The 24,933-nt window shown below is 32.6% G+C and carries 28 protein-coding genes; 15 read left to right on the plus strand and 13 right to left on the minus strand.

From position 1 onward, the window contains the following. Window positions 1-128 precede the first annotated feature (128 nt). Both ACFFGL_RS05895 and ACFFGL_RS05900 read left to right on the plus strand, forming a co-directional pair. Complete coding sequence (locus tag ACFFGL_RS05895) at window positions 129-1,658, plus strand: carbon-nitrogen hydrolase family protein (RefSeq protein ID WP_309727445.1); 1,530 nt, start codon at window positions 129-131, stop codon at window positions 1,656-1,658. 65 nt (window positions 1,659-1,723) lie between these two features. Then, window positions 1,724-2,359: a lipid-A-disaccharide synthase N-terminal domain-containing protein gene (locus tag ACFFGL_RS05900; protein ID WP_309727444.1), complete on the plus strand. Its 636-nt coding sequence runs from the start codon at window positions 1,724-1,726 to the stop codon at window positions 2,357-2,359. Between the two features lie 99 nt (window positions 2,360-2,458). On the opposite strand, the gene mptB is transcribed toward ACFFGL_RS05900, so the two are convergent. After that, window positions 2,459-3,625 carry a polyprenol phosphomannose-dependent alpha 1,6 mannosyltransferase MptB gene (gene mptB, locus ACFFGL_RS05905; RefSeq protein ID WP_309727443.1) on the minus strand — a complete coding sequence of 389 codons (1,167 nt, stop codon included), beginning with the start codon at window positions 3,623-3,625 and terminating at the stop codon, window positions 2,459-2,461. Between the two features lie 264 nt (window positions 3,626-3,889). Here mptB and ACFFGL_RS05910 point away from each other — a divergent pair, with 264 nt between their 5' ends. Further along, window positions 3,890-4,900 carry a GLPGLI family protein gene (locus ACFFGL_RS05910; RefSeq protein WP_309727442.1) on the plus strand — a complete coding sequence of 337 codons (1,011 nt, stop codon included), beginning with the start codon at window positions 3,890-3,892 and terminating at the stop codon, window positions 4,898-4,900. Between the two features lies 1 nt (window position 4,901). On the opposite strand, the gene ACFFGL_RS05915 is transcribed toward ACFFGL_RS05910, so the two are convergent. From ACFFGL_RS05915 to ACFFGL_RS05945, 7 genes are read right to left on the minus strand one after another with little or no spacing between them, the layout of a single operon-like run. Further along, entirely contained in the window at window positions 4,902-6,677 is a 1,776-nt protein-coding gene (locus tag ACFFGL_RS05915) for a MutS-related protein (protein WP_309727441.1), read from the minus strand. A gap of 30 nt (window positions 6,678-6,707) precedes the next feature. Continuing rightward, window positions 6,708-7,079, minus strand: coding sequence for an MmcQ/YjbR family DNA-binding protein (locus tag ACFFGL_RS05920; RefSeq protein ID WP_309727440.1), 372 nt, complete (start codon window positions 7,077-7,079; stop codon window positions 6,708-6,710). A gap of 4 nt (window positions 7,080-7,083) precedes the next feature. Continuing rightward, window positions 7,084-7,953, minus strand: coding sequence for a pirin family protein (locus ACFFGL_RS05925; RefSeq protein WP_309727439.1), 870 nt, complete (start codon window positions 7,951-7,953; stop codon window positions 7,084-7,086). Then, window positions 7,940-8,578: a DUF4230 domain-containing protein gene (locus ACFFGL_RS05930; RefSeq protein WP_309727438.1), complete on the minus strand. Its 639-nt coding sequence runs from the start codon at window positions 8,576-8,578 to the stop codon at window positions 7,940-7,942. Before ACFFGL_RS05930 ends, ACFFGL_RS05925 begins: the two co-directional genes overlap by 14 nt. Window positions 8,579-8,580: 2 nt before the next feature. After that, window positions 8,581-8,931, minus strand: coding sequence for a DUF4260 domain-containing protein (locus tag ACFFGL_RS05935; RefSeq protein WP_309727437.1), 351 nt, complete (start codon window positions 8,929-8,931; stop codon window positions 8,581-8,583). Window position 8,932: 1 nt separating this feature from the next. Continuing rightward, window positions 8,933-9,679: a cyclase family protein gene (locus ACFFGL_RS05940; protein WP_309727436.1), complete on the minus strand. Its 747-nt coding sequence runs from the start codon at window positions 9,677-9,679 to the stop codon at window positions 8,933-8,935. A 38-nt stretch (window positions 9,680-9,717) separates the two neighbouring features. Beyond that, window positions 9,718-9,903 carry a hypothetical protein gene (locus ACFFGL_RS05945; protein WP_309727435.1) on the minus strand — a complete coding sequence of 62 codons (186 nt, stop codon included), beginning with the start codon at window positions 9,901-9,903 and terminating at the stop codon, window positions 9,718-9,720. Window positions 9,904-9,938: 35 nt separating this feature from the next. On the opposite strand from ACFFGL_RS05945, the gene ACFFGL_RS05950 reads away from it, so the two are divergent. After that, window positions 9,939-10,325, plus strand: coding sequence for a nucleoside triphosphate pyrophosphohydrolase family protein (locus ACFFGL_RS05950; protein WP_309727434.1), 387 nt, complete (start codon window positions 9,939-9,941; stop codon window positions 10,323-10,325). 54 nt (window positions 10,326-10,379) lie between these two features. Here the strand turns inward: ACFFGL_RS05950 and ACFFGL_RS05955 are convergent, their stop codons facing one another. Continuing rightward, the gene (locus tag ACFFGL_RS05955) at window positions 10,380-11,450 is read right to left on the minus strand and encodes a branched-chain amino acid aminotransferase (protein WP_309727433.1); all 1,071 of its coding nucleotides are present in this window, start codon (window positions 11,448-11,450) and stop codon (window positions 10,380-10,382) included. 104 nt (window positions 11,451-11,554) lie between these two features. Between ACFFGL_RS05955 and ACFFGL_RS05960 the strand changes: the two genes are divergently transcribed. The 4 genes from ACFFGL_RS05960 (at window position 11,555) to ACFFGL_RS05975 (ending at window position 14,168) form a co-directional block, all read left to right on the plus strand. Next, window positions 11,555-12,088 (plus strand): DUF4920 domain-containing protein, encoded by a 534-nt coding sequence (locus ACFFGL_RS05960; protein WP_309727432.1) that lies wholly within the window; start codon window positions 11,555-11,557, stop codon window positions 12,086-12,088. Further along, window positions 12,081-12,512: a hypothetical protein gene (locus tag ACFFGL_RS05965; protein WP_309727431.1), complete on the plus strand. Its 432-nt coding sequence runs from the start codon at window positions 12,081-12,083 to the stop codon at window positions 12,510-12,512. The genes ACFFGL_RS05960 and ACFFGL_RS05965 overlap by 8 nt, the downstream gene beginning before the upstream one ends. Next, window positions 12,509-13,186 carry a tRNA (5-methylaminomethyl-2-thiouridine)(34)-methyltransferase MnmD gene (gene mnmD / locus ACFFGL_RS05970; protein ID WP_309727430.1) on the plus strand — a complete coding sequence of 226 codons (678 nt, stop codon included), beginning with the start codon at window positions 12,509-12,511 and terminating at the stop codon, window positions 13,184-13,186. The genes ACFFGL_RS05965 and mnmD overlap by 4 nt, the downstream gene beginning before the upstream one ends. Window positions 13,187-13,265: 79 nt before the next feature. Further along, on the plus strand, window positions 13,266-14,168 hold the full coding sequence (locus tag ACFFGL_RS05975) for a TIGR01777 family oxidoreductase (protein ID WP_309727429.1): 903 nt from the start codon (window positions 13,266-13,268) through the stop codon (window positions 14,166-14,168). Between the two features lie 54 nt (window positions 14,169-14,222). On the opposite strand, the gene ACFFGL_RS05980 is transcribed toward ACFFGL_RS05975, so the two are convergent. Beyond that, window positions 14,223-14,906, minus strand: a complete 684-nt coding sequence (locus ACFFGL_RS05980; protein ID WP_309727428.1) for a YceI family protein — start codon at window positions 14,904-14,906, stop codon at window positions 14,223-14,225. 151 nt (window positions 14,907-15,057) lie between these two features. On the opposite strand from ACFFGL_RS05980, the gene ACFFGL_RS05985 reads away from it, so the two are divergent. The 6 genes from ACFFGL_RS05985 (at window position 15,058) to ACFFGL_RS06010 (ending at window position 21,424) form a co-directional block, all read left to right on the plus strand. Next, entirely contained in the window at window positions 15,058-15,654 is a 597-nt protein-coding gene (locus ACFFGL_RS05985) for a nucleotide exchange factor GrpE (RefSeq protein WP_309727427.1), read from the plus strand. Between the two features lie 38 nt (window positions 15,655-15,692). After that, on the plus strand, window positions 15,693-16,814 hold the full coding sequence (dnaJ, locus tag ACFFGL_RS05990; RefSeq protein WP_309727426.1) for a molecular chaperone DnaJ: 1,122 nt from the start codon (window positions 15,693-15,695) through the stop codon (window positions 16,812-16,814). 184 nt (window positions 16,815-16,998) lie between these two features. Continuing rightward, window positions 16,999-17,928 carry an ABC transporter ATP-binding protein gene (locus tag ACFFGL_RS05995; RefSeq protein ID WP_309727425.1) on the plus strand — a complete coding sequence of 310 codons (930 nt, stop codon included), beginning with the start codon at window positions 16,999-17,001 and terminating at the stop codon, window positions 17,926-17,928. Further along, complete coding sequence (locus tag ACFFGL_RS06000; protein WP_309727424.1) at window positions 17,921-19,216, plus strand: ABC transporter permease; 1,296 nt, start codon at window positions 17,921-17,923, stop codon at window positions 19,214-19,216. Before ACFFGL_RS05995 ends, ACFFGL_RS06000 begins: the two co-directional genes overlap by 8 nt. A 136-nt stretch (window positions 19,217-19,352) precedes the next feature. Then, complete coding sequence (locus tag ACFFGL_RS06005; RefSeq protein WP_309727423.1) at window positions 19,353-20,258, plus strand: DUF6268 family outer membrane beta-barrel protein; 906 nt, start codon at window positions 19,353-19,355, stop codon at window positions 20,256-20,258. Window positions 20,259-20,260: 2 nt separating this feature from the next. Then, on the plus strand, window positions 20,261-21,424 hold the full coding sequence (locus tag ACFFGL_RS06010) for a sigma-54-dependent transcriptional regulator (protein WP_309727422.1): 1,164 nt from the start codon (window positions 20,261-20,263) through the stop codon (window positions 21,422-21,424). A 4-nt stretch (window positions 21,425-21,428) separates the two neighbouring features. Here the strand turns inward: ACFFGL_RS06010 and ACFFGL_RS06015 are convergent, their stop codons facing one another. Both ACFFGL_RS06015 and ACFFGL_RS06020 read right to left on the minus strand, forming a co-directional pair. Then, window positions 21,429-21,887, minus strand: a complete 459-nt coding sequence (locus ACFFGL_RS06015; protein ID WP_309727421.1) for a DUF1648 domain-containing protein — start codon at window positions 21,885-21,887, stop codon at window positions 21,429-21,431. Window positions 21,888-21,914: 27 nt separating this feature from the next. Beyond that, a complete protein-coding gene (locus tag ACFFGL_RS06020; protein ID WP_309727420.1) occupies window positions 21,915-22,511 on the minus strand; it encodes a hypothetical protein in 597 nt (198 codons plus the stop codon). A 177-nt stretch (window positions 22,512-22,688) separates the two neighbouring features. Between ACFFGL_RS06020 and ACFFGL_RS06025 the strand changes: the two genes are divergently transcribed. Further along, the gene (locus ACFFGL_RS06025; protein ID WP_309727604.1) at window positions 22,689-24,227 is read left to right on the plus strand and encodes a GH3 family domain-containing protein; all 1,539 of its coding nucleotides are present in this window, start codon (window positions 22,689-22,691) and stop codon (window positions 24,225-24,227) included. On the opposite strand, the gene ACFFGL_RS06030 is transcribed toward ACFFGL_RS06025, so the two are convergent. Beyond that, window positions 24,221-24,850 carry a hypothetical protein gene (locus ACFFGL_RS06030; RefSeq protein WP_309727419.1) on the minus strand — a complete coding sequence of 210 codons (630 nt, stop codon included), beginning with the start codon at window positions 24,848-24,850 and terminating at the stop codon, window positions 24,221-24,223. The genes ACFFGL_RS06025 and ACFFGL_RS06030 overlap by 7 nt on opposite strands. Between the last annotated feature and the right edge of the window lie 83 nt (window positions 24,851-24,933).

Below are 24,933 nucleotides of genomic sequence, written 5' to 3' on the forward strand. Positions count from 1 at the left end.
AAAAAAATAAGCTAATTACTTATTCATAAAACGTTATTTGTTTAAACATTCTTCATATATCTGTTAATTTTTATATTCAAAAAAAATATTCTACTACATTTGATGAATAATAATGTACTCAAATAGTAATGGACAAAATTGAAAATATTGAACTCAAATATCTAACTATTGAAGATTTTGAAGAATTGAAAGAAGCTACGGTTTCTGCTTATGGTGGTTTTCCTAATTCATATTGGAAATTAGATGAAATCGGTAAATTAATTGCGCTGTTTCCTGAAGGACAAATTGTAATAAAAGTGAACGGTGATATTGCCGGTTGTGCTTTATCCATGATCGTAAATTTTGATGAAATTGATGATAATCACACTTATCAAGATATTGTGGGTGATGATAATTTTAAAGTCCATAACGAAAATGGCGATACGTTGTACGGAATTGATGTTTTTATAAAACCCGATTATCGCGGTTTACGATTAGGGAGAAGACTTTACGATTACCGAAAAGAGGTTTGTGAAAACCTAAATTTAAAAGGGATTGTGTTTGGTGGAAGAATTCCGAATTATCATAAATTCTCAAAAGAATTAACCCCAAAACAATACATCGATAAAGTAAAAACCAAAGAAATACACGATCCGGTGTTGAATTTTCAACTTTCAAACGATTTTCATCCGGTACGAATTTTAAGCGGTTACCTAGAAGGTGATGAAGCTTCACGCGAATATGCGGTTTTAATGGAATGGGATAATGTGTATTATACCAAACCCACCAAAAAACCTTCAGCAAATAAAAGTGTAGTACGTTTAGGTTTAATTCAATGGCAAATGCGTCCGTATAACGGCATGGAAGATCTTATGCAGCAAGCCGAATATTTTGTAGATACGGTTGCGGGTTATCGTTCAGATTTTGCACTTTTTCCAGAGTTTTTCAATGCTCCGTTAATGGCAGAATTCAATCATTTATCAGAACCAGATGCCATTCGTGAATTAGCGAAATTTACAGCACCCGTTATTGAACGATTAAAAGAGCTTTCAATTTCGTATAACATCAATATTATTTCTGGAAGCATGCCGGAAATGATTGATGGGAAATTGTATAATGTCGGTTACCTCTGCAAACGTGACGGAAGTTTAGAACGTTATGAAAAAGTTCACGTCACGCCAGATGAAGCCAGAATTTGGGGAATGCAAACCGGTCACGAAATTAAAACCTTCGATACCGATTGCGGAAAAATAGGAATTCTTATCTGTTACGATGTAGAATTCCCTGAGCTTTCCAGATTATTAGCCGAAGAAGGAATGGATATTTTATTTGTTCCATTTTTAACCGATACGCAAAATGGCTATTCTCGTGTTCGCCTTTGTGCGCAAGCCAGAGCGGTAGAAAACGAATGTTATGTTGCCATTGCGGGAAGTGTTGGGAATATTCCTAAGGTTCATAATATGGATATTCAATATGCGCAATCTGCAGTTTTTACGCCTTGCGATTTTGCGTTTCCTTCTAACGGAATAAAAGCTGAAGCTACACCAAATACCGAAATGATTTTAGTAACCGATGTAGATATCGATTTATTACGAGAATTACATTCATTTGGTAGTGTAAGAAATTTAAAAGATCGACGAAAAGACGTTTATAGCCTTAAAAAAGTTCGTAAATCATAAGCTTTTGTAAAAAGAAAGCTTACCGACAAAAGTTTTGCTTTATTGCGGTTTATTAAGAAATATGTATGAGTGAGTGGACGATTTACGCCATCGGTTTTATAGCCCAATTTATTTTCGCTTCCCGAATAATTATTCAATGGTTTAAGTCAGAAAAAGCACACGAACTTAAAACGCCCGTGATTTTTTGGAAACTCAGCCTCATTGCGGCAATTATTTTCTTTATTTACGGGTATTTGCGCGAAGATTTTTCAATAATGCTTGGGCAAGCTATCATTTATTATGTTTTTATTCGGAATTTACAATTGCAAAACGAATGGAAACCCACGTCATTCATTTTTAAACTCATTGTTATTGGTTTTCCAATTTTTGCCGCTATTTATGCGTGGCAATGGTCAACTATAGATTTTGGATTACTTTTTTCACAACATGATGGAAATGGCGTTGCAACCTGGTTAATGCTTATTGGCGTTTTCGGGCAGATTTTGTACACCGGACGCTTTATTTATCAGTGGGTTTATGCCGAAAAAAAGCATAAATCTGAACTTCCTGTAACTTTTTGGAATATCAGTTTAGCCGGTTCAGCAATTTTAATTTATTATGCTGTAATGCGCGAAGATCCGGTTTTATTTGCTTCTCACGCCGGCGGTTCAATTATTTATATCCGTAATATTTACATCGGTATTAAAGAAAATAAAAATTAATTTGGGCACAACCCTTTCGGGTCGGGCTATCCGCTATATCTTTTTAAAATTCTTATCAGAAATTTTAAAAAGGATGCCGCTGCTATCCCTTGTGCAAGATCAATCGATCAAATTACGCTTTTTGTAGAATAATTCATAACAGAAAAAACTAGCAACCAATATATATTCTAAAGCTACTAAATAAAGATTCTCTTCAAAATGTAAATTAGCGTAAGCCGAATAGCTCAATACAACTACAAAAGACCAAATCAGTAGAAACCTAAATTTCGTAAATATAGAAATCAATAGAGGAGTGGCTAAATACCACGGATGAACAGTTGTTGAAAGTAAAAAGTACAGACAAAAAGCAAAAAGCATATTTTGCAACAAATTTTTTTCAGGATAGTTTTTTCTAAAAAACGTAAGTCCTAAGATTCCGAAGAAAATTAAATTAGGTAAAATTTTTCCGACAGTTCCAATAATATTCCATCCGACGGTTTGAAAGCCAATCCACCGAATGATATAATAAATACTTGCATTGAATTCAAATTTAGAAAACCATAAACCCACAGAATCACTATAATTTTGAATAAGGTTTTCAGATAAAAAAGGAATAAAAGTGAGAAATACAGTTAAGAAAATTACTGTATAAAAGCCAAGTAACTTTAAAAACCCGAATTTAAATTTCTTTCTAAAATAATTGAAAAAAAGCGGCAATAGTAAAAGCGGTAGCAATTTAACCGAAATTGAAAAACCAATGAGAATAGCCGATAATATCCACTTTTTTTGCATCAAAAAATAAATTCCAGATACTGAAAAAAATAAAAGCAAACCTTCAAAATGAAGATTTCCCGTGAGTTCTAAAATGATAAATGGATTCAGAATAAACCAAAAAATTTGATAGGAGGGAAGTTGTAATTTTTCAAGTAGTTTTTTTCCGAAGTAAAAGGTTCCGAAATTTGCTGCTATTAAAATTAATCGCATAATAACGACACTTCCAAGTATTGATTTTTCAGCTAAAAGTCCAGCAATTCCATACACAAATTGACTAACAGGCGGATAATTTGAAAAATTGCTCGCGTTTAAATTTCCCATTCCATCAACTAAAATTTGTGTTTGAGCAATTGCTGAAAAATTTTGCTTCAGTAAATTTTTAGGTGTCGATAAAAACGGATTTATTCCTTCGGCTACTAATCTGCCATCCCAAATAAATCGGTAAAAATCTTGTGATAAATTTGGAATAGCTCCTATAAAAATCAATCGAAAAATAAGCGCTAAACTTGCCAAAAACCAAAACCGGTTTTTATTTTTTTTAATTAATAAAAAGCTTCCTAAAAATAACCCGGAATAGAGAAAAATAAGTTTTAAAAAATTGCTTCGCTCTAGATCATAAGCGAATAAAGTATAAAATAAAACCGTTATAAAAATAAAAATGAAATTAAATAGCGTAGAGTTCTTAATAGTAAAATATCTCAGGCTGGCAACAACAGACTTATTGTGCTTTAAATTCAAATTAATTATATTTAAACGTTGTTAATTATTTTCAATGTTATGCATCATTCAAAAATACTTCTTTTCTTCGGACTTTTTTTCATTACATTTTGCAACGCTCAACAGGATACAATCCGCGGAATAATAGAATATAAAGCCTATGTTTCGATCTATCTTGTAGAGACAAATACCTCTTCTAAATTCAATAAAGTTTCAGTAAGTAAATATGGAAACGAAGTTGAGAAAAAAACCTCAGAGATTTCTAAAAATCCTTATCATTTATATTTTAATAGTTATGAAAGTCTCTATAATTTAGGTTCAAAATTGCCCGAAAATATTTCAGAAAAAGCAATGAATATGCAAAAAGGAGTTCATAAAAGTTCTGGTTTTTCTGCTAATGCCACCGATAAATATGGAAGGTTATTTTATAGAAATTTTAAAACTAAAGAGGTTTATTTTAAAATGCCAAAAGCCATTACCGATGCTTATGTGGTAAAAGATAATTGGTTGGAAATTAACTGGAAAATTTATGAAGAACACAAAGAGATTTTAGGCTATAAAGTTCAAAAAGCTGAAGGTTATTTTCGAGGGAGAAAGTATATTGTTTGGTTCACTAAAGAAATCTCTTATCCTTATGGTCCTTGGAAATTATTCGGTTTGCCGGGAGTGATTTTAGAAAGTTATGATTCTAAATTAAATAAAGGATTAATTGCTGAAAGAATATGTTATCCTTGTGAGAAGAATAATTTTAAACAAGAAATAAAAAAACCGGAAGAAAAAATTATCAGAACGATTAAAGAACATGTTTATTTAATGGATCATGGTTCTTTGGCGATTGGTAAAAAAATGAGTGATACTTTTAAAGAAATCGGTTCTAAGGGAGATTTTGTAATACTCAAAAATGATACTCTTAGTCTATCAGATATAAAGAAACTTAGAAATTTTTCTCCTGAAGTTCAGTATGAATGGGAGTCTTTTCCTGGCGATACTCCAGTCCCCAATGAATTTAAAAAAACAGATTTTTTGAAAAACTCTTTAAATGAAGTTGAATTAAATAATACTGAAAAATAAATTAATTATCCACAATTTCCATTTTTCGGAGTAAGAAAGAAGCATTCATATTTTGGCAAATTCCGTCTTTAAATTTATAGTCAAAATGGAGTTCGTCGTTAATTATTTCGGCATCAAAATAATGGTTTTTTACTTCCGAGAAATCTTCGGCAACTTCACATAAACTTAAATCGTGTGTCGCAATAATTCCGGTAGAATGCGAGCGAACTAATTTTTCGATAAATTTTCGAGAGCCAATGGCTTTATCGGTGCTGTTGGTTCCTTTTAATATTTCATCTAAAATGATAAAATAACGATCGGTTTTAATTTTTTCAACAATAAATTTTAAACGACTTAATTCAGAATAAAAATACGAAGCTTCATCGGCTAGCGAATCTACTGTTCGCATGCTGGTAATTAATTTTATAGGCGAATATTCAGCAGCTTTTGCACAAATCGGAAGTCCAACATTGCTCATCATGATTTGAAGTGACACGGTTCGTAAAAACGTGCTTTTTCCAGCCATATTTGCGCCGGTAATGATAAAAAATTCTTCATTATTTATAGTGAACGAATTGTGTACCGCATCTTTTGGATTAATAAGCGGATGAACAGCATCTTCAGCTTTAATTACATTTTTATTGGAAGTGATTTTTGGAAAACTGTAGTGTTGATGATTAAAAGCAAAATTTCCCAGCGAATTATAAGCGTCTATAAATTCAATCACGGCAAACCAATTTTCAACTTTAGTTTTGTGTTGCGCGATCCATTGTTCCAATTTATAACTTTGTTGCAAATCCCAGAGTAAAAATCCGTTGCCAAAAATGCCGAAAATCATATTATTCCGCTGGTCGAGTGCATCGATTATTTTAGCAAATTTTTGAAGCAATTGAGAAGCTTTTTCGCCTTCTTTTAAAATTTTTTCTTGCTGAATTTTTAATAATTCCGTTTCAAATTTTTCTTTTTCCAATAAATGAAGCAATTGATGATATTGCTGAAAAGTTTCTTGAGTTTGACTTACGTGAATAGAAAGTTGATTCATTTTTTTAACTTTTGAACCGCTAATTGCCAAGCCTACAAAAAACCAGCCCATCACAAAATACCCAGAAAGATCAACTAAAAAATAAGCCGAGATGAGTGCAATAGAAATTATAGAAAAAATTATGGGAAACCAGCGAAAAATCTTAGGTACAAAATTTTTATAATCGCGTAACCAATTAATAATAACGTTTGAAGAAGTTTCGGTTTTTACGATACTCGCGATTGCTGAAAATTCTTGACGAAAATCGATTTTTTGCACCAATTCTTTTACTGCTTTTTGTTTGGCTTCAATTTCCTGGATACTATTTTCCGTAAGAAGGTTGGCGAGTTTTTGTTTTCCGCTTTTTAAAGCTGTTCGGTTGAGGTATTGAAAAAAGGAACGTTCGCCAAATAAGTCAATATCTTGACTGAATTCGTGTTGCGGATTTTTAAATTCTTCGCCATTATCTAAATGATAGAAATTACGATCTAAAACCGCTAATTCGGTTTTGTTTATTTCTAAAAGCGCTTCAATTTTTTTCTTTTTCAGTTGAAGTTGACTATGTCTGGAAACCAGAAAAATAAAAAGTGTAATTCCGCCTAAAATAACACCAACTACCAATTTTGTATTCGAAAAAAAGAAATATACCAAAAACGCCAACAGCAGGAATAAGGCTAAGCGCACCATGCTAGAAGCAAATAATTTTTTCTTTACTCGTGAAAGTTGTTGTTGATATTCGGTAAGTTTTTGTTGATAGGTTTGATGGGGTGAATTCATAAAATATATTTCCAGAAAATAATTAAATTTTTAATTGATATTTTTCAATTCTTCTTTTTGCTTTTTAGTCAATTTTGCGACAACCAATTCGTAACTGTGATTTATAAAATGCTGAATTTTTTTATCAGATAAAACAGTATTTACTTTTACCGTATTCCAATGTTTTTTATTCATATACGGTCCTACATAAATATCGTCGGGAAATTCTTCGCGAAGTTGTATGGCTTTTTCAGGATCGCATTTCACATTAATTGCTTGTTGGCCGGTTTCCCATTTATCAAGCGCAACGAGCAAGAACATTTTTCCCATAACTTTAAAAACTAAAGTAGTTTCGTTGAAGGGAAATTCTTCAGTTATTCCTTTTTTCTGAAGGCAAAATTCGCGTAATTCTTCAATATTCATATTTTTAATTTGGCAGGGGTACAAAATCAGTTTCTCCGGGAACTTTAGGAAATTCTTGTTTTTTCCAACGTTCGCGTGCTTCAGTAATTATTTCTTTAGAAGAGGCTACAAAATTCCAATGAATAATACGCTCTTCGGGAAATTTTTCACCTCCAAAAATATAAATTGTCGTATTTTCTTCCATTTCAAATTCACATAAAGTAGCATCTTTGGCAACAAGAATTTGTTTAGGGTCGTAGCTGTGATTTTCATTATAAATTTTTCCTTCTAAAATATAAAGTGCGCTTTCCCCATATAAATGTTTTCCTATAGAAATTTTTTGGCGCTTTGTGCTTTTTAATTCTATAAAGTATAAATCGCTATGAACAGGAACGGGCGATTTTTTATTGAAAGCTTTACCGGCGATGAGTTTATAAGATACGCCATCATTTTCCCATTGGGGAATTTCATCTTTTTCAATATGAGAAAATGTAGGATCCATTTTTTCTAAGTCTTTGGGAAGGGCTACCCAAATTTGTAAGCCGTGTAAAGTTTTTTCTTTTTCTCGAAGGTAATTTGGGGTTCGTTCTGAATGTACAATTCCTTTACCCGCGGTCATCCAATTTACCGCGCCGGGTTTAATTTCAATTTCTGTTCCTAAACTATCTTTATGAATGATGCTTCCTTCAAACAAAAAAGTGAGTGTTGATAAACCAATATGAGGGTGCGGCGGAACATCTAGGTTTTCTCCAGCTTTTAAATTTGCCGGTCCCATATGGTCGATAAAGGCAAAAGGTCCTACCATTCTTTTTTGGCGAAATGGCAATAATCTTCCGACCATAAAATTACCAATATCGGCCGCGCGTTCTTCAATAATTAGGCTAAGGTTTGACATCTTTTTTAGGATTTTTTTCTTGTAATGGCGTATTGTTTTCCGGCAGTTTTAAAGCTGAATAATCTAATTTCCAATTAATGGTTTCTACTAATTTTTCAATTAAATGAATGGTTTCCATCGCTTGGTTAGAAGCTTCATTTAGTAAGCCGCTGTTTGGGATTTTTTCAACTATATATTGTTTTGCTTCCCGGTTAATATTGGTTAAGTCTGAAGTGGTAAACGGGTTTGCCCAACCTTCTTTTTTATCGTAATATTTAAAATCTGTTTCGATAGTTAATAATTCGGGTTGCGGAAAATTGCTGAGGTAAATGGTTTTTTGGTCAACTTCAGCATTCATTTTTAATTTTGTTAAATCGAAACCTACGTGCGCTTTTGCTTCAATTAAAATGAGCGCTTTTTTGCTTCCGAGGAAAAGATTTATCCATTTATCTTTTACGTTTTGGTAGTGATAAATTTCAGAAAAGTCACCTTCAACTGTTATGAATTTACAAACGGCTCTAATTTTTTCCATTAAAACGACCGATTGGTGTTGTTCTTTTTCTTTTTTTCGGTTTTTATTTAACCAAGAAAAAATAAAATAAGCAACGATTGCACCGGCAGCTAATCCTAAAAAAAGTAATTCCATAGTTAATTTCCTATTTCGCCAAGATGTGTAAATTTAAATCCTTTCTCATATTTTAGTCCATAACCTAGCATTCTATCAAAACTTGAATGTGCAAAAAGTATAATTCCTATCAACTGAAAAATTTCAGAAGTGAAAATAATTCCTACAAGATATAAGATAATGGCTAAAAATTTATGATGAAAAATATTGTACGTTATTGCACCTATTTTTTTATTTATTACATAGCCTAACATGCCAATGTCTGGCGAAAAAAACAAAGCTGCAAACCACCACCAAGAAATATCTAAAAGTGAAAATAGATAAATGCCTAAAATAAGCATTGCTAGTTCTTCTAGTTGAAGCGCTTTTTTCATCTTAAATTATTTTATAAAGTACCGGTTTACTTGGACTCGCATCATTTTTAAAGGAAGCTATTTGTAAATTTAATAAATACAATCCATCTTTAACTTTATTTGGAACGTAAATTAATTCAGTAATTGTGGCGTCTTTTCGTGGTTTTTCTGGGTAATTCCAAAATGCTCGGTGCGCTAATAATTCGCCTTCGTCTTTTTCTTTATCGACCGATGGTAAATCGATTAATAAATGTTTTATGCCGCATTCACGAATATATGTTGCGGTTTCCTCTAATAAATAAGGCCAATTGCTATGGCTGTATTTTCTTTTTTTCTTTGCTTTTGTGTTGGGTAACGATCTGATAATTAACGATTCAACTTCATTTTTTGCTAAATAATGTTGAAGTTGTTTTTTAGAGAATACAAAATCATCTTCTAATGTTTCTGGTACTAGCGAAACTACTTTTGCTTTAAAAAAGAACGTTTTTAAGGCTTTGTTTACGCTGTAAAATTCCTCAGAAATATGGCCGTAACTTTCTGTATGTGTTCCGTGCGCATGCGGATTGAATTGAATATTATTGAAATTCACCGATGAACCTTCACTTACTTTTGCAATCCATTCTCCTTCTTTTACAGGCTGAATTTTCGGAGATTCTAAATACCAAGCAATTGGGTTTTTTTCATTTCCGCGTAAAGTTATCGAGATGTCTAGAGGTTTAGAAAGATCTACTTCCAATTTTTCAGTGGGAAGTTCTATGGTAGTTTTCATGAAATAACGTTAAGATTTTTCTTTTAAAATAATAAATTTTAATGAAGATAGGTTTTAATGAGAAAAAGTATTGCAACAAAAAGTAGAAAGCCTGCAAGTATAAATAAACTTCCGCGGTAATATTTTTTATGAAGTTTAAGATCTTTTCGGTAGCTGAAAATCATAATTGCAATGAACAGTACTACAAAAAAACCTGCAAATATATATTGTCCGTCAGTAAACATTTTTCTTATTTTTAGGCAAAATTAATCTATTTATTATGAAGAAAAGAATTGAAGCCGTAAAACAATTTCACGATGCATTTGGTTTGGGAAGTAAAGACGAACCTATAGCAGATTTGGGAGAAGCAAAAAATTTATTGCGTTATAATTTAATGAAAGAAGAAAATGAAGAATACTTAGAAGCAGCAAATACAAATGATAAAGTTGAAGTTGCTGATGCGTTAGGCGATATGCTTTACATTCTCTGCGGAACAATTATAGAACACGGAATGCAATATAAAATAGAAGAAGTTTTTGAAGAAATACAACGTAGTAATATGAGTAAACTCGGTGCCGATGGTAAACCAATCTACCGTGAAGACGGTAAAGTTTTAAAAGGACCAAATTATTTTAAACCAGATATTAAAAAGATATTGGAGAAATAAAAAAAGCTTCGCAAAACTGCGAGGCTTTTTTGTTATTTGTTATCATTTGAAAAATTACACTTCAACAGCATAACGCCATCCAAATGGATCTTCAGCTCTGTTATACTGAATATCTTGCAGCATTTTTTTAAATTTCATGCTATAAGGATTTTCAACTTCTGGTAATTCATGATAATTATCTTGAAATTCAAATCCTGAAACTTGTGCTACCGTAGCCGCTGTTCCAGTTCCAAATATTTCTTTTAACGAGCCATTTTCAGCAGCTTCAACAATTTCTTTTACTGTTACGCGTCTTACTTCAACTTCAATATTTTCTCTTTCCGCAAGTGCAATAATACTTTTACGAGTAACACCGTCTAAAATTCTATCGTTGGTTGGTGCGGTTACTAATTTATCTCCTATTCTAAAGAAAATATTCATCGTTCCTGCTTCCTCTAAATACTCGTGTGTATTAGCATCTGTCCAAATTATTTGTTGGTAACCTTTGTCTTTTGCCAGATTGGTTGGGTAAAATTGTGCACCATAATTTCCAGCAGCTTTTGCAAAACCCACTCCGCCATCGGCAGAACGGCTATATTCTTGTGCAATAGTTACTTTTACCGGAGAAGAATAATATGCTTTTGCCGGGCAACAAATAATTACGAAACGATAACGATTTGATGGTGAAGCAGAAACACCAGCTTCCGTAGCGATTGCAAATGGACGAATGTAAAGTGAATTTCCATCGCCGCTTTTTATCCATTCTTTATCAAGTTTTAAAAGTGTTTTTAAGGCACTAAAAAAATATTCCTCAGGAAACTCAGGAATCGCCATTCGTTTAGACGATTTATTAATCCTTTTAAAATTTTCTTCAGGTCTAAAAAGCCAAACTTTTCCGTCTTTATCTTTAAAGGCTTTCATTCCTTCAAAAACCGCCTGTCCGTAATGAAAAACTTTAGCAGAAGGTTCCATTTGCATCGGTCCGTACGGTAGAATTTTAGGAGTTTCCCATTTTCCATCTATAAAATCACAAATCATCATGTGATCTGCATAATATTTTCCAAAAGTCAAATTATCAAAATCTACTTTTCCAATAGTAGAAGAAGTAGCTTTGGTAATTTCCAGGCTAGTATTTTCAGGCTTCATTCGATATTTTTTAAATTTCTACAAAAGTATTAAATTAATCATAGTTCAAAGATTAATGTATTTTTTAATTTTGTTATCTTCAAGATTAATTTAATAAAGAGATTATGAAAAAGATTTTAATCGTGTTGAGTGCGATAACAATTATAGCTTGTAAAAATAGTGAAAATTCAGAGAAAAAACCTGCTGAAGAGCAAACTAATCAGGAATTAGCTCAAAATGAGAGTGAGGAATACTTAAAAAGAGGTGAAGAATTCTCTACAGAAAATGTACTTAGCGCTGAAGAAATGAAAGCTGAATTTGACGCTATGAAACCGGGCGACACTATTTCAGTAAAATTTAAATCTGAAGTTGAAAAAGTTTGTAAGAAAAAAGGATGTTGGATGACCTTAAAACTAGACGATTCGCTAACTTCATTCGTGAAATTTAAAGATTACGCTTTTTTCGTTCCTTTAAATGCTGAAAACAGCGAAACAATTGTAAAAGGAAAAGCTTATATAACAGAAACTCCGGTAGAAGAATTACGCCATTTCGCGAAAGATGCCGGGAAAAGTGAAGCCGAAATCGCAGCGATTACAACTCCAAAACGTGAATATGCTTTTATGGCAAATGGTGTATTGATGAAAAATAAAAATGAATAAAAAACTATTATTCATCTTCGGCTTTATCTTGCTAACAAGTTGCAAGAATAAGTCGGGAGAAAAAATTATAAATACAGAGAAGAGTTTCCAAATGTACGAGCTTTCAGAAATGGCAGCTTATATGGAAAATCTCTATAAGCAACATGCTATTTTAAAAGACAAGATTGAAAAAGGTAACGCGATAGATTCGTTACCTTTTTCATTTCAACCTTTTTATGAAGCTGAATTTACCGATCCGCGAGATAATGATGAAGAATTTAAACGATTTGCACTTTTGTTTGAAAGTACAGCGAAACAAATTACGAAAGATTCGCTAGCTGTAAGAAAAAATTACAACAATACGATTGATGTTTGTATAAGCTGCCATCAACAAAAATGTCGCGGACCAATTTCTCGGATAAAAAAATTATATATAAACCAATGAAACGAGAAATAATAATTACCGCCGATGGTTCTTCAACCATTCATATTCCCGATTGGAATGAGCAATATCATTCTAAACACGGCGCAATTCAAGAAGCACAACATGTTTTTATTTCAAAAGGATTGCATTTTCTTTCTGAAAAATATCAGCCAAAGAAAATAAATATTTTAGAAATTGGTTTCGGGACTGGTTTAAATGCCTTATTAACAGCTATGGAAGCAAACCAAAAAAAAATCAATATAAATTATAAAGGAATTGAAGCTTACCCGATAGCAGAAAAGGAAATAGAAAATTTAAACTATGGAAAGCAATTATCTACGGAAGCCATTCATTTATTTGAAAAAATTCACAAAGCAGATTGGGAAAAGCAAGTTGAAATTACACCCGTGTTTTCTTTAAAAAAAGAAAAATTATTCTTTGAAGAAATTACAGAAACACAAAATTTCAACCTTATTTATTTTGATGCTTTTGGAGCTCGCGTTCAACCGGAATTATGGGAAAAACCAATTTTTCAGAAAATGTATAATGCCTTAACTGAAAACGGCGTTTTAGTAACTTATTCAGCAAAAGGAAGTGCAAAAAGAGCGATGCAAGAAGTTGGTTTTACTGTTGAAAAAATTCCGGGTCCGCCGGGAAAACGAGAAATGCTCCGCGCTGAAAAAAATAACTCTTAACACTTTATTTCGGCTTTGCTGTTAAAGTCTATTAAACCTTATTTTCAATTTGAAGTGATTACGTAATTTAAACAAAAAAATGAAAGTTCTAATTACAGGAGCTACCGGTTTAGTCGGAACCGAAATTGCTAAACAATGTCAAGAAGAAGGAATTTCGGTACATTATCTTACAACCAGTAAAGATAAAATTGAACATAAAAATAACTATAAAGGTTTTTATTGGAATCCTAAAAAAGGTGAAGTTGATAAAAATTGTTTAAAGGGAGTTTCTAAAATTATAAACCTAGCTGGATCTTCAATAGCTAAACGCTGGACGAAAGAGAATAAAAAAGTAATTTTAGAAAGCCGAATTCAATCGCTTCAAACGTTACATAAATTACTTTCCGAAAATAATCACACTATCGATCAGCTTGTTTCTGCAAGTGCGATTGGGGTTTATCCAAGTTCGCTTCAACGATTATATGATGAAGAAAGTCCCGAAATAGCAAATAATTTTCTCGGAGAAGTGGTTACAAAATGGGAAAATGAAGCTGATAAATTTTCTGACTTAGGAATTGAAGTTGCAAAAATTAGAATAGGTATTGTTTTATCTGAACAAGGCGGCGCATTACCCAAAATATCGAAACCTGTAAAATATTATGTTGGTGCTCCTTTAGGAAGTGGCAAGCAATGGCAATCGTGGATTCATTTAGAAGATTTAGCCGGAATTTTTATGCACGCGATTCAAAAGAATTTAGAAGGTGTTTATAATGCAGTAGCTCCAAATCCTGTTTCTAATAAAAAACTTACGAGCTGTATCGCATCAAAAATGGAAAAACCTCTAATTCTTCCTAAAGTTCCGGGATTTATTTTGAAAGTTCTTTTAGGAGATATGGCTGCTATAGTTTTAGACAGTCAAATGGTTAGCAATAAAAAAATCGAAGCTTCCGGCTACCGCTATAAATTCACTCATATCGATTTAGCCCTTGAAAATTTGGTATAAAAAAAGCGGAAAATAGTACTATTTTCCGCTTTTGATAATTTATTCAATATGAAATTATGCCTTTTTAGCTAAAATATTTACTTCAAGTTCTATATCATCATTAATTACATTGTCACCTACTAGGTTATCAAATACAGATTTAGACCCGTAATTTACATCCCATTTAGTACGATCAATTGTAAAAGGTTCGCTCTTGATTTTTACCATTTCATTATCATCTCCTTTTGTTATCGTAACAGGAACATCAATATTATTGGTCTTCTCTTTTAAGGTAAGGTTTCCACTCATCATCATTTTACCCTCTTTTTCACTAACGCCGGTAATTTCAAATTTAGCAGTATTGTATTTTTCTACATTAAAGAAATCACCCTCTTTTCCTTCTACAGTTCCTTTTAAATGTGCTTCAAGATTTTCTTTTTTCTCACCTTCAAGATCTCTAACATTTATAGAAGACATATCTATTACAAGTGTTCCGCCTTCCAACATTTCGTTATTCATTAAAAACTCTCCCGATTCAAACTGGATAGTTCCTTCATGTCCGCCACCGGTTAATTTAGCTCCTCTCCAATAAACAATAGATTCATTAGAATCTAATTTATATTCAGATGCTTCAGCACTTGCTTCTGCAACTTCTTCAGCTTCTTTTGCTTCAGTTTTATTTTTTGCTTCTTCCTTACAAGAGATTGCCATTATTCCAATAGTTGCAAGTAAGAAAAGATTTAAAATTCCTTTTTTCATTTTTATGATTATTTAGTTATTATTAAACTTCAAATTTAAATCATTCGCTAGATGAGTTTCTTAAATAAATATTAAAAAATTAAAGTGACATTTTGACAATTTTACCTTATTGGCAGTACATTTGCCATTTCAAAATAAAAATATGTTTCGCATGAGTAAGAATAAAGATACCAATCATAAAGAAAATGATAAAGAAGCTTTGAAAGATCAAGTTGAACAAACTATTGATGATGCTATAGATGAAGTTGAATCTAAGGAGCAGCAGGAAAACGATAAGGGAGAAAAAAAGGAAGAACTTTCTGAAGTTGATCAATTAAAAAATGAGGTAGAAAAAGAGAAAGATAAGTTTTTACGCTTATTTGCAGAATTTGAAAATTATAAAAGAAGAACAAGCAAAGAACGTGTAGAACTTTTTAAAACCGCGGGTCAAGAAGTAATGCAAGCTATGCTGCCGGTTTTAGATGATTTCGATCGAGCCTTAGTTGAAATTGAAAAATCTGAAGACAAAGAGTTACTTAAAGGAGTAGAGCTTATCAACAATAAACTTCGTGAGACATTAAAAAGCAAAGGTTTAACACCAATGAACGTTAAAGAAGGTGATAAGTTTGATGCAGATCTTCACGAAGCAATTACTCAAATTCCTGCCCCAAATAAGAAATTAAAAGGAAAGATTGTTGATGTAGTAGAACGTGGATATACCTTAGGTGAAAAAATTATCCGATATCCAAAAGTAGTTACCGGAAAATAATTCTGGCAATTTAGACACGAAAGAAAAGAAGATTTTTGATGAAAGAAGATTATTACGAAGTATTAGGTTTAAGTAAAGATGCAAGTGCAGCCGAGATAAAGAAAGCTTATCGGAAAATGGCTATAAAATACCATCCCGATAAAAATCCCGACGATCCGAAAGCAGAAGAAATGTTTAAAAAATCTGCTGAAGCTTACGAAGTCCTAAGTAATCCTGACAAAAAAGCACGTTATGACCAAATGGGTCACGCAGCTTTCGATGGTTCTGGTGGCTTCGGAGGTGGCGGAATGAATATGGATGACATATTCAGTCAATTCGGTGATATTTTTGGTGGAGCTTTTGGTGGCGGAGGTTTTTCCGGTTTCGGTGGCGGCTTTGGCGGCGGTCAACGACGTGCTAAAGGAAGTAACTTGAGAATTCGCGTAAAACTTAGTTTAGAAGAAATCGCTAATGGCGTTGAAAAGAAAATAAAAGTTAAGCGAAAAATTCAAGCGCCGGGAACTACCTATAAAACTTGTTCCACCTGTAAAGGAACAGGGCAAGTTACACGGGTTACCAACACCATTTTAGGTAGAATGCAAACTGCTTCACCTTGTAATGTTTGTGGTGGTTCCGGGCAAATGATTGATAAAAAGCCAAGCGATGCAGATGCGCAAGGTTTAAAAATTCAAGAAGAAACCGTTTCTATTAAAATTCCACCGGGCGTTGTAGATGGAATGCAATTAAAAGTAGGTGGGAAAGGAAATGAAGCTCCGGGAAATGGGATTCCGGGAGATTTATTAGTAGCAATTGAAGAAAAACCACACACAGATTTACAGCGAGAAGGCGATAATTTACATTACGATTTATACGTAAGTTTTTCTGAAGCAGCTTTAGGAGCTTCCAAAGAAATTCAAACGGTAAGTGGTAAAGTGAGAATTAAAATTGATGCTGGCGTACAAAGCGGTAAAATTCTTCGCTTACGCGGAAAAGGGATTCCGAGCATAAATGGCTATGGAAGCGGAGATTTATTAGTTCACGTAAATGTTTGGACGCCAAAAACACTTTCAAAAGAACAAAAAGAATTTTTTGAAAGAATGCAAGATGATGATAATTTTAGACCAAATCCGGAGAAAAGCGATAAATCATTCTTCGAAAAAGTTAAAGATATGTTTTCATAATTCATTTTGTTAACAAAATTTTATATATATTTGAATATCACTACGACATTTAGTAGTGATATTTTTCTTTTTCATAGCAATTTTTTTCCCATCCTTAATTTTTCAAATTTTAAGGGTGGGTTTTATTTTTAAGTCAATTGATAAGCTTGAATCCTTATATTTGGCTTCGTAAACGATAAATAATATGAATGATCTCTTGGTCGCAGAAGGAGTTTCAAAATCATTTGGCGATTTTACAGCGCTAAATAACTTCTCTCTTAGCATTCCGCAGCAAAGTATTTTTGGTTTATTAGGACCAAATGGAGCTGGAAAAACCACTTTTATTAGAATTATAAATCAGATTACAATGCCCGATACTGGTCGTGTAATTTTAGATGGCGAACCGCTTCAACCCCATCATATTGAATATATTGGTTATTTGCCTGAAGAACGCGGTTTATACAAGTCTATGAAAGTGGGAGAGCAGGTTTTGTATCTCGCACAATTAAAGGGTTTATCGAAACAAGAAGCAAAAAAACGTCTTCAATATTGGTTTGATAGATTAGAAATTGGCGATTGGTGGAACAAAAAAATTCAGGAGCTTTCGAAAGGAATGGCGCAAAAAATTCAGTTTATCGTTACGGTTTTACATCGACCTAAATTGTTAATTTTTGATGAGCCTTTTAGTGGGTTCGATCCTGTAAATGCCAATTTGATTAAAGATGAGATTTTACAGTTGCGAGAAGACGGTGCCACTATATTATTTTCTACTCACCGGATGGAAAGTGTTGAAGAATTGTGCGATTCTATGGCGTTAATTCATAAATCAAACAAGATTTTAGACGGTAAAGTTTCTCAGTTGAAACAACAATTTAAAACGAACGAATATCAAGTTGCTATAAAAACGAATCAAGAAGATTATTTTTTACAAGAAGTAAAGCAAAAGTTTGATGTTTTGCCGCCTAATTTTCATTCGATTCACGATGATTTACGATTAAATGTAAAAATTTCAGAAAAACATCAATCTAATGAATTGTTGTCTTTTTTAATGAATCACGGTGAAGTAAACCATTTTGTTGAAGTTATTCCTTCCGTTAACGATATTTTTATAAAAACCATTAAAGATCATGCGTAACCTAAAATTAATCATCAGAAGAGAATATCTGGCAAGAGTAAGAAATAAAACTTTTGTGGTCATGACATTTCTTAGTCCGATTATTATGGTCGGTATGATCGCGTTAATTGCCTATTTAAGCAGTTTAAATAACGATGAAAAAAGAATTGTAGGTATTCACGATCAAGCTAATTTATTTGCTGATGAATTTACCGATGATGATGAGGTAACTTATTTAAATTTTTCTGAACTTCCGTTAGAACAAGCTATCGATTCCGTAGATAAAAAAGAATATTACGGATTGCTTTTCATTCCTGAAAATTCTGATAGAACTTACCTTGCTAATCATATAGAGTTTTTTTCGAAAGATGCACCAAGCAATTCCTATATCTCGGGAATTGAACAAAAAATAGCCAATAAACTTACGAATCGTAATTTAGTTGAAAACGGCGTAGATCTAACAAAATTAGCCGATTCAAAAACAAAAGTTGCTTTACAAATTGAAACATTTTCCGGAGAACAAACTTCGAAAATGGCAACTTACATAAAAATGTTTTTTGGTGGCGCTGCCGGTTATTTATTAATGATGTTTATCATTATTTACGGAAATATGGTAATGCGCAGTGTTATTGAAGAAAAAACCAACCGAATTATTGAGATTATTATTTCTTCAGTTAAACCTATGCATTTAATGCTCGGGAAAATTTTAGGAACCAGTTTTGCCGGAATCACTCAATTTTTAATTTGGATATTTTTAGGCGGAATTCTACTAGTTGGCGTAAGTGCATTTTTGGGATTAGAAGTACAACCGCCAGAAGTTTCACAACAAGCAATGGAACAAGCTTCAAATGGGGAAATTCAGAAAATAATTACTGATATTGTAAGCCTTCCGCTTTTAAAATTGATTATCTGTTTCTTATTTTATTTTATTGGGGGTTACTTTTTATACAGTTCAATTTACGCTGCAATTGGTGCGGCGGTAGATAGCGAAACCGATACGCAACAATTCATGTTTCCTATAATTATTCCGCTTATGTTGGGAATTTATGTCGGGTTCTTTTCTGTGATCGAAAATCCTCACGGAATTGTCTCTACTATTTTTTCTTTCATTCCATTAACTTCACCGGTGGTGATGCTTATGAGAATTCCGTTTGGCGTTCCATTATGGGAAATTTTACTTTCAATGTTAACCTTGGTAATTTCAATATTTTTAGTAACGCTAATCGCAGCTAAAATTTACCGCGTAGGAATTTTAATGTACGGTAAAAAACCAACGTATAAGGAAATGTATAAATGGTTGAAATATTAAGATGGTTTAACAGTTTTAACGAAAATTTATCTTATATTTTTACTGAAACCCAAAGAAAAGTTAATTGTAAAGGTAGTCTATTCCAAAATAGTATCTTTCTATTTTAAAGCTAACTTAACCAATTAGAAGTTTTTATATGAATAATGCCTTAAAACTCTTTTTCAGTTTCTTTTCAATTCTCTTTTTTGTAGGTTTTTCTCAAGCACAAACAACCGATTTGGCGCGAGTGGAATATTTGCATATTCCTTTCAGTAAAGGAAATCAATCTTTAAATCGTTTTAGAGTTTTAGCGCAATTACCAATTCCTTTAAACGATGAAGATTATTTAGTTATTGGTGGTGAATATCGAAAACTAGATTTAGATTTCGAAGATCGTTTCCCATTTAAAACCAGTACTATAGAATCTACACAACGAATCGAGTCTACCGTTGGTTATATTAAAAAAATAAGAAATTCAAATTGGCGAATAGCCGCAAAAACCGGGGTGAGAATTTCTTCAAACTTTCAAACTACTTTAGGTAGTGACGATTATATTTTTTTAAGCGCTATTTACGCAATTAATGATGTAAAAAATAAAGACGAAAATGGTGTCGCTTTAGGGAAACCTTACCGAATTATTTTAGGTTTAATTTACACCACAACACCGGGAAGAAATTATCCTATTCCTTTAATAAATTATTTTAGAGAAATTAACGATACGTGGTCATATACCGCCGGAGTTCCAAAATCTTTAATTCGCTATTCTTTCAATGAAAAAAATCACTTGCAAGCTTTTGCTACGTTAGACGGTTTTTTTGCCAATATTCAAAAAGATATTGTAGTTGAAGGAAAAGATAGAGTCGGTCAAAATATTTCGATGACCAATGTAACTTTAGGTTTAGGTTACGAACATTATTTTACAGAACACATCTTGTATTATCTTTACGCAGGTCATACCGTTTATAACGAATACAGAATTAGAAATAATGAGCGTGATGATGTTTTTGTAATTGAAAACAACAATACTTTTTACGTAAGAACCGGAATTAAATTAAAAATATAAAAATGTCTAGAATACTTGTTATTGAAGACGAAGCTTCAATTCGAAGAGTCTTGATAAAAATTTTAACTGAAGAAAATAAAAATTATACAGTTGAAGAAGCCGAAGACGGACTCTCCGGAATGGAAAAAATAAAAAACGAAGATTACGATTTAGTGCTTTGCGACATTAAAATGCCGAAAATGGATGGTGTTGAAGTCTTAGAAGCCACAAAAAAAGTAAAACCAGAAATTCCGTTTGTCATGATTTCCGGTCACGGCGATATCGAAACCGCTGTAAATACCATGAAGATTGGCGCATTCGATTATATTTCAAAACCGCCAGATTTAAATCGACTTTTAAATACTGTTCGCATTGCGCTCGATAGAAAAGAATTGGTTACCGAAAATAAACGCCTCAAGAAAAAAGTAGGTAAAAACTATAAAATGGTGGGCGAATCTGAAGAAATTAAACAAATTAAAAATATCATAGAAAAAGTTGCTCCAACCGACGCGCGCGTTTTAATAACCGGTGATAACGGAACCGGAAAAGAACTTGTCGCACATTGGATTCACCAAAAAAGTGAACGCTCTAAAGGACCGATGATAGAAGTAAATTGTGCAGCAATTCCTTCAGAATTAATTGAAAGTGAATTATTTGGTCACGTAAAAGGCGCGTTTACTTCAGCAAATAAAGATCGTGCAGGAAAGTTTGAAGCTGCTAACGGCGGAACCATTTTCTTAGATGAAATTGGCGATATGAGTCTTTCAGCGCAAGCTAAAGTTTTAAGAGCTTTGCAAGAAAAGAAAATTTCACGCGTAGGAAGCGATAAAGACATTAAAGTTGATGTGCGTGTAATTGCCGCTACTAATAAAAATCTTTCCGAAGAAATTAAGGGGAAAAAATTTAGAGAAGATCTTTACCATCGTTTGGCTGTAATTTTAATCGATGTACCCGAATTAAATGAACGTCGTAATGATATTCCGTTATTGGTGAAACATTTTGCTGAAAAAATAGCCGAAGAGCAAGGAACTCCTGCAAAAGAATTTTCAGAAAAAGCGCTCACATTATTACAAGAATACGATTGGACAGGAAATATTCGCGAATTAAGAAATGTGGTAGAACGTTTAATTATTCTAGGTGGCAAGAAAATTGAAGAGCAAGACGTAAAATTATTTGCGAGTAAATAGTTTGCTAGATTTTTTTATTCCGATTAATCAAAGGTGATAAGGGGAAAATAATTACTGAAAAAAGGAACAGGTAAATAAACCAAGAACCTAACCCTTCAGATATTTTCAATGCAACTAAAATCATTTGAATAGTTAAGTACAAAAAGCCTACTACTATAATTAGAATTAAAATTTTTAGATTTTTAACCATAAAGATAAGTTGATGGTTCACCTTTTTTGAAAGTTCTGATAAGAATATCTTTTCTAATTTTAAAGATCCAACATAAAAAAGTAAACCTAAAATAGGAAGTAGCCAAATATTATTTTTAGACGAATAATTATCGGGAGAACCGTGAAACCCAAAGTGAAGTGGAATTTCGTTCGGTAATTGTGAGAAAAAAATAACAGGAATAATAAATAAACAGAAAACAATAATTAAAGTAATATTTCCAATTATTTTATATTTTCTATTCTTTATTTTCACATGAAATAAATATTTTTTAAGGAAGAATTAATTGAATTTATCCTCGTGTTTTGTAGGGTCGTATTTTAAAAAGTACATTGTTTTCCCGTCAGACCGATTCCAGGTGTGAAATAATTCAAACCCAAATTTTTGATACACAATCGTATTTCTTTTTGTTTGTGTTTCAGCAAATAAAGGCAAATTATATTTGTGTGCGCGACGCAAAAATTCATCTTTCATTTCCTTAGCTACTTGCGTTTGTGCACCTCTACCTTCTTTAGAAATTCCCCAAAACCAGCAGTATAAGTAGTCTTGATCTTTAGGTCGCTGACTTTTAACGTACTTTTGGTTTTTTAAAATTGTAGATACATTTTTAAATCCGGTTACGTTAAAAACCAGTTTTAGATTCTCAACCGTATCTTTTATAAAATTAGGCGTGTTTTCGCTATTTTTAAATACTATCGCGATACCCATTTGGTTTTCGGAAAGTACCAATGCATCTTTTTCAATCGCTTTTTCAACCATATGCGTAGCTAAATAATGAAAACGAGCATCACGATCGCCACCTTTTTTTACGATTTCCATAGAAGTTGGCGTTTCTTTTAAAATTTCCGCAACTCGATTTATAATAATTTCTTTATCCAAAAGGTATCTTGTTTAAGATGCGAAGATAAAAAAAGTAGCTGAATAATATATTTTTCTCCGCGCTAAATAAGTGATAAGCGATTTTTTGTAAACTGAATTAACAAAGATTTATAGTGCTATTTTTCTAATCAGCAGCATTTCAAATTATCTTTGAGTTATAAATTTCAATTTAATAAAATGGCGATAATCGGTTCTATTATAAAAAGCGTAATTGATGTTACCGGAAGCATCAAAGCAGAAGATAATCCTATAGAAAATCAGAAAAAAGTGCTGAATAATTTGCTGAAAAAAGCAAAAGATACAGCATTTGGAAAATATTATGGATTTTCAAAAATATTAGAAAGCGAAAATCCCCAAGAAGCCTTTCAAGAAAAAGTACCCTATTTCGATTACAATAAAATGAATGAAGAATGGTGGTACAAATTGCACGAAGGTTTAGAGGATATCACCTGGCCAGGATCGCCGTCTTATTATGCGATTAGTTCAGGAACTACCGGAAAAACCAGTAAAAGAATTCCGGTCACCGATGATATGCTCGATTCTATTCGTCAAGCCGGCGTAAAGCAAGTCACTGCATTATCAAATTTCGATTTGCCGTCAGATTTTTTTGAAAAAGAAATTATGATGCTTGGGAGCTCTACCAATTTACAACAAAAAGAAGATCATTTAGAAGGCGAAATTAGCGGAATTAGCGCCAGTAATATTCCTTTTTGGTTCAGAGGTTATTACAAACCCGGAGAAGAAATTGCCAAAATAGACGATTGGGATGAACGCGTAAAACATATTGCCGAAAATGCTAAAAATTGGGATATCGGTGCGTTAAGCGGAATTCCTTCTTGGATGGAACTTATGATGAAAGAAGTAATTAAGTATCATAACGTAAAAAATATTCATGAAATTTGGCCGAATTTAAAAGTTTATACTTCAGGCGGCGTCGCTTTTGAGCCTTATGAAAAAAGTTTCAATGCGTTGTTAGAAAAACCAATTATCGTGATCGATACGTATTTAGCTTCTGAAGGATTTTTAGCTTGCCAAATGCGTCCCGATACTTCAGCTATGCAACTTATTACCGATAATGGAATTTATTTTGAATTTGTTCCGTTTAAAGCTGAATATATTAATTCCGATGGTTCATTAACAGAAGATGCGCCGGTTGTGAATTTGGCAGATGTTGAAGAAGGAAAAGATTACGTTTTATTAATTAGTACCGTTTCGGGAACTTGGCGTTATTTAATTGGCGATACCATTGCTTTTACTAATGTTGAAAAAGCTGAAATTAGAATCACCGGAAGAACAAAATTCTTTTTAAATGTTGTCGGCTCTCAATTATCGGTCAATAAAATGAACGACGCGGTGCAAGAAGTAGAACAAAAATTTGATATTGAATTACCAGAATTTACCGTTTCCGCCGTAAAAATTGATAACGAATTTTACCACGTTTGGCATATTGGAAGCGATGAAAAAATTAGCGTTTCTGAAAATGAAATTGCTGAAGCATTAGATGAAAGTTTAAAAAACGCCAATAAAAATTATAAAGTCGCTCGTTCAAAAGCATTAAAAGGCGTAAAAGTAAATTTAATCCCGATGAGTGTTTTTTACGAATGGAGCGGCGCGAATAAGAAAAAAGGCGGACAAGTAAAAATGGAAAAAGTAATGAACGAAGAAAAATATGCAGATTTTGAAGCTTTTGTAAAAAAACAATTAGAAAATCAATAGCTAAACGTTTCGTTTTCTTCTTCGACTTCCTTTTTAACTTTTTTCTCGACTTCTTCAGTATCTCGAGTATTTACAAGTTCCATAATTTCTTCTGGCGACATGTATAATCGTTGAATACGCGCTTTGTATTTTGGGCTAATACTCGTGTTATTTAAAATGAAATTTTTGGTAGCTAAAATGAATTTATACATTCCGTGTTCTACTGCAAAAGTATCGGCAGCGCGTTCCACTTCTTTAATATGACGTTTAGAAAAAAGATATTTTATGCCGAAAATAAGCATTCCAAAAGTGCTTCGGTCTTTATAATCCATCACGTGGCCAAGCTCGTGACCAATCCAACCAATTAAAACTTCGTCTTCAACATCGGTAATATGAAATTCTTCTTCTTCAATATGAAATTTCTCACTGATTAAAATTATATAACTCCGGTTCTTTTTGCTTTTTAAAAAACTCTCATAACGCGGTTGCGCTTGCATGGTAGATTTTTTAATCTTGTCTTTAAATTTAAACGTAATAGGAGTTTCTTTTAATTCAGGATAATAACTCAACGCAATGTTGACTTGCTTTTTTATGCTTGAAGGAATTATTTTATTGGTGAATTTTAAATCGGTAGAATTTGTCATAACGTAATTTGGCTTCAACAGCTAACAAGTTTCAAGGTAGTAGAAACTTCGTATTCTTCCTATTAAATATCTCTTAAAACTTC

Source organism: Mesonia maritima (assembly GCF_042433895.1).
GTDB classification, from domain to species: domain Bacteria; phylum Bacteroidota; class Bacteroidia; order Flavobacteriales; family Flavobacteriaceae; genus Mesonia; species Mesonia maritima.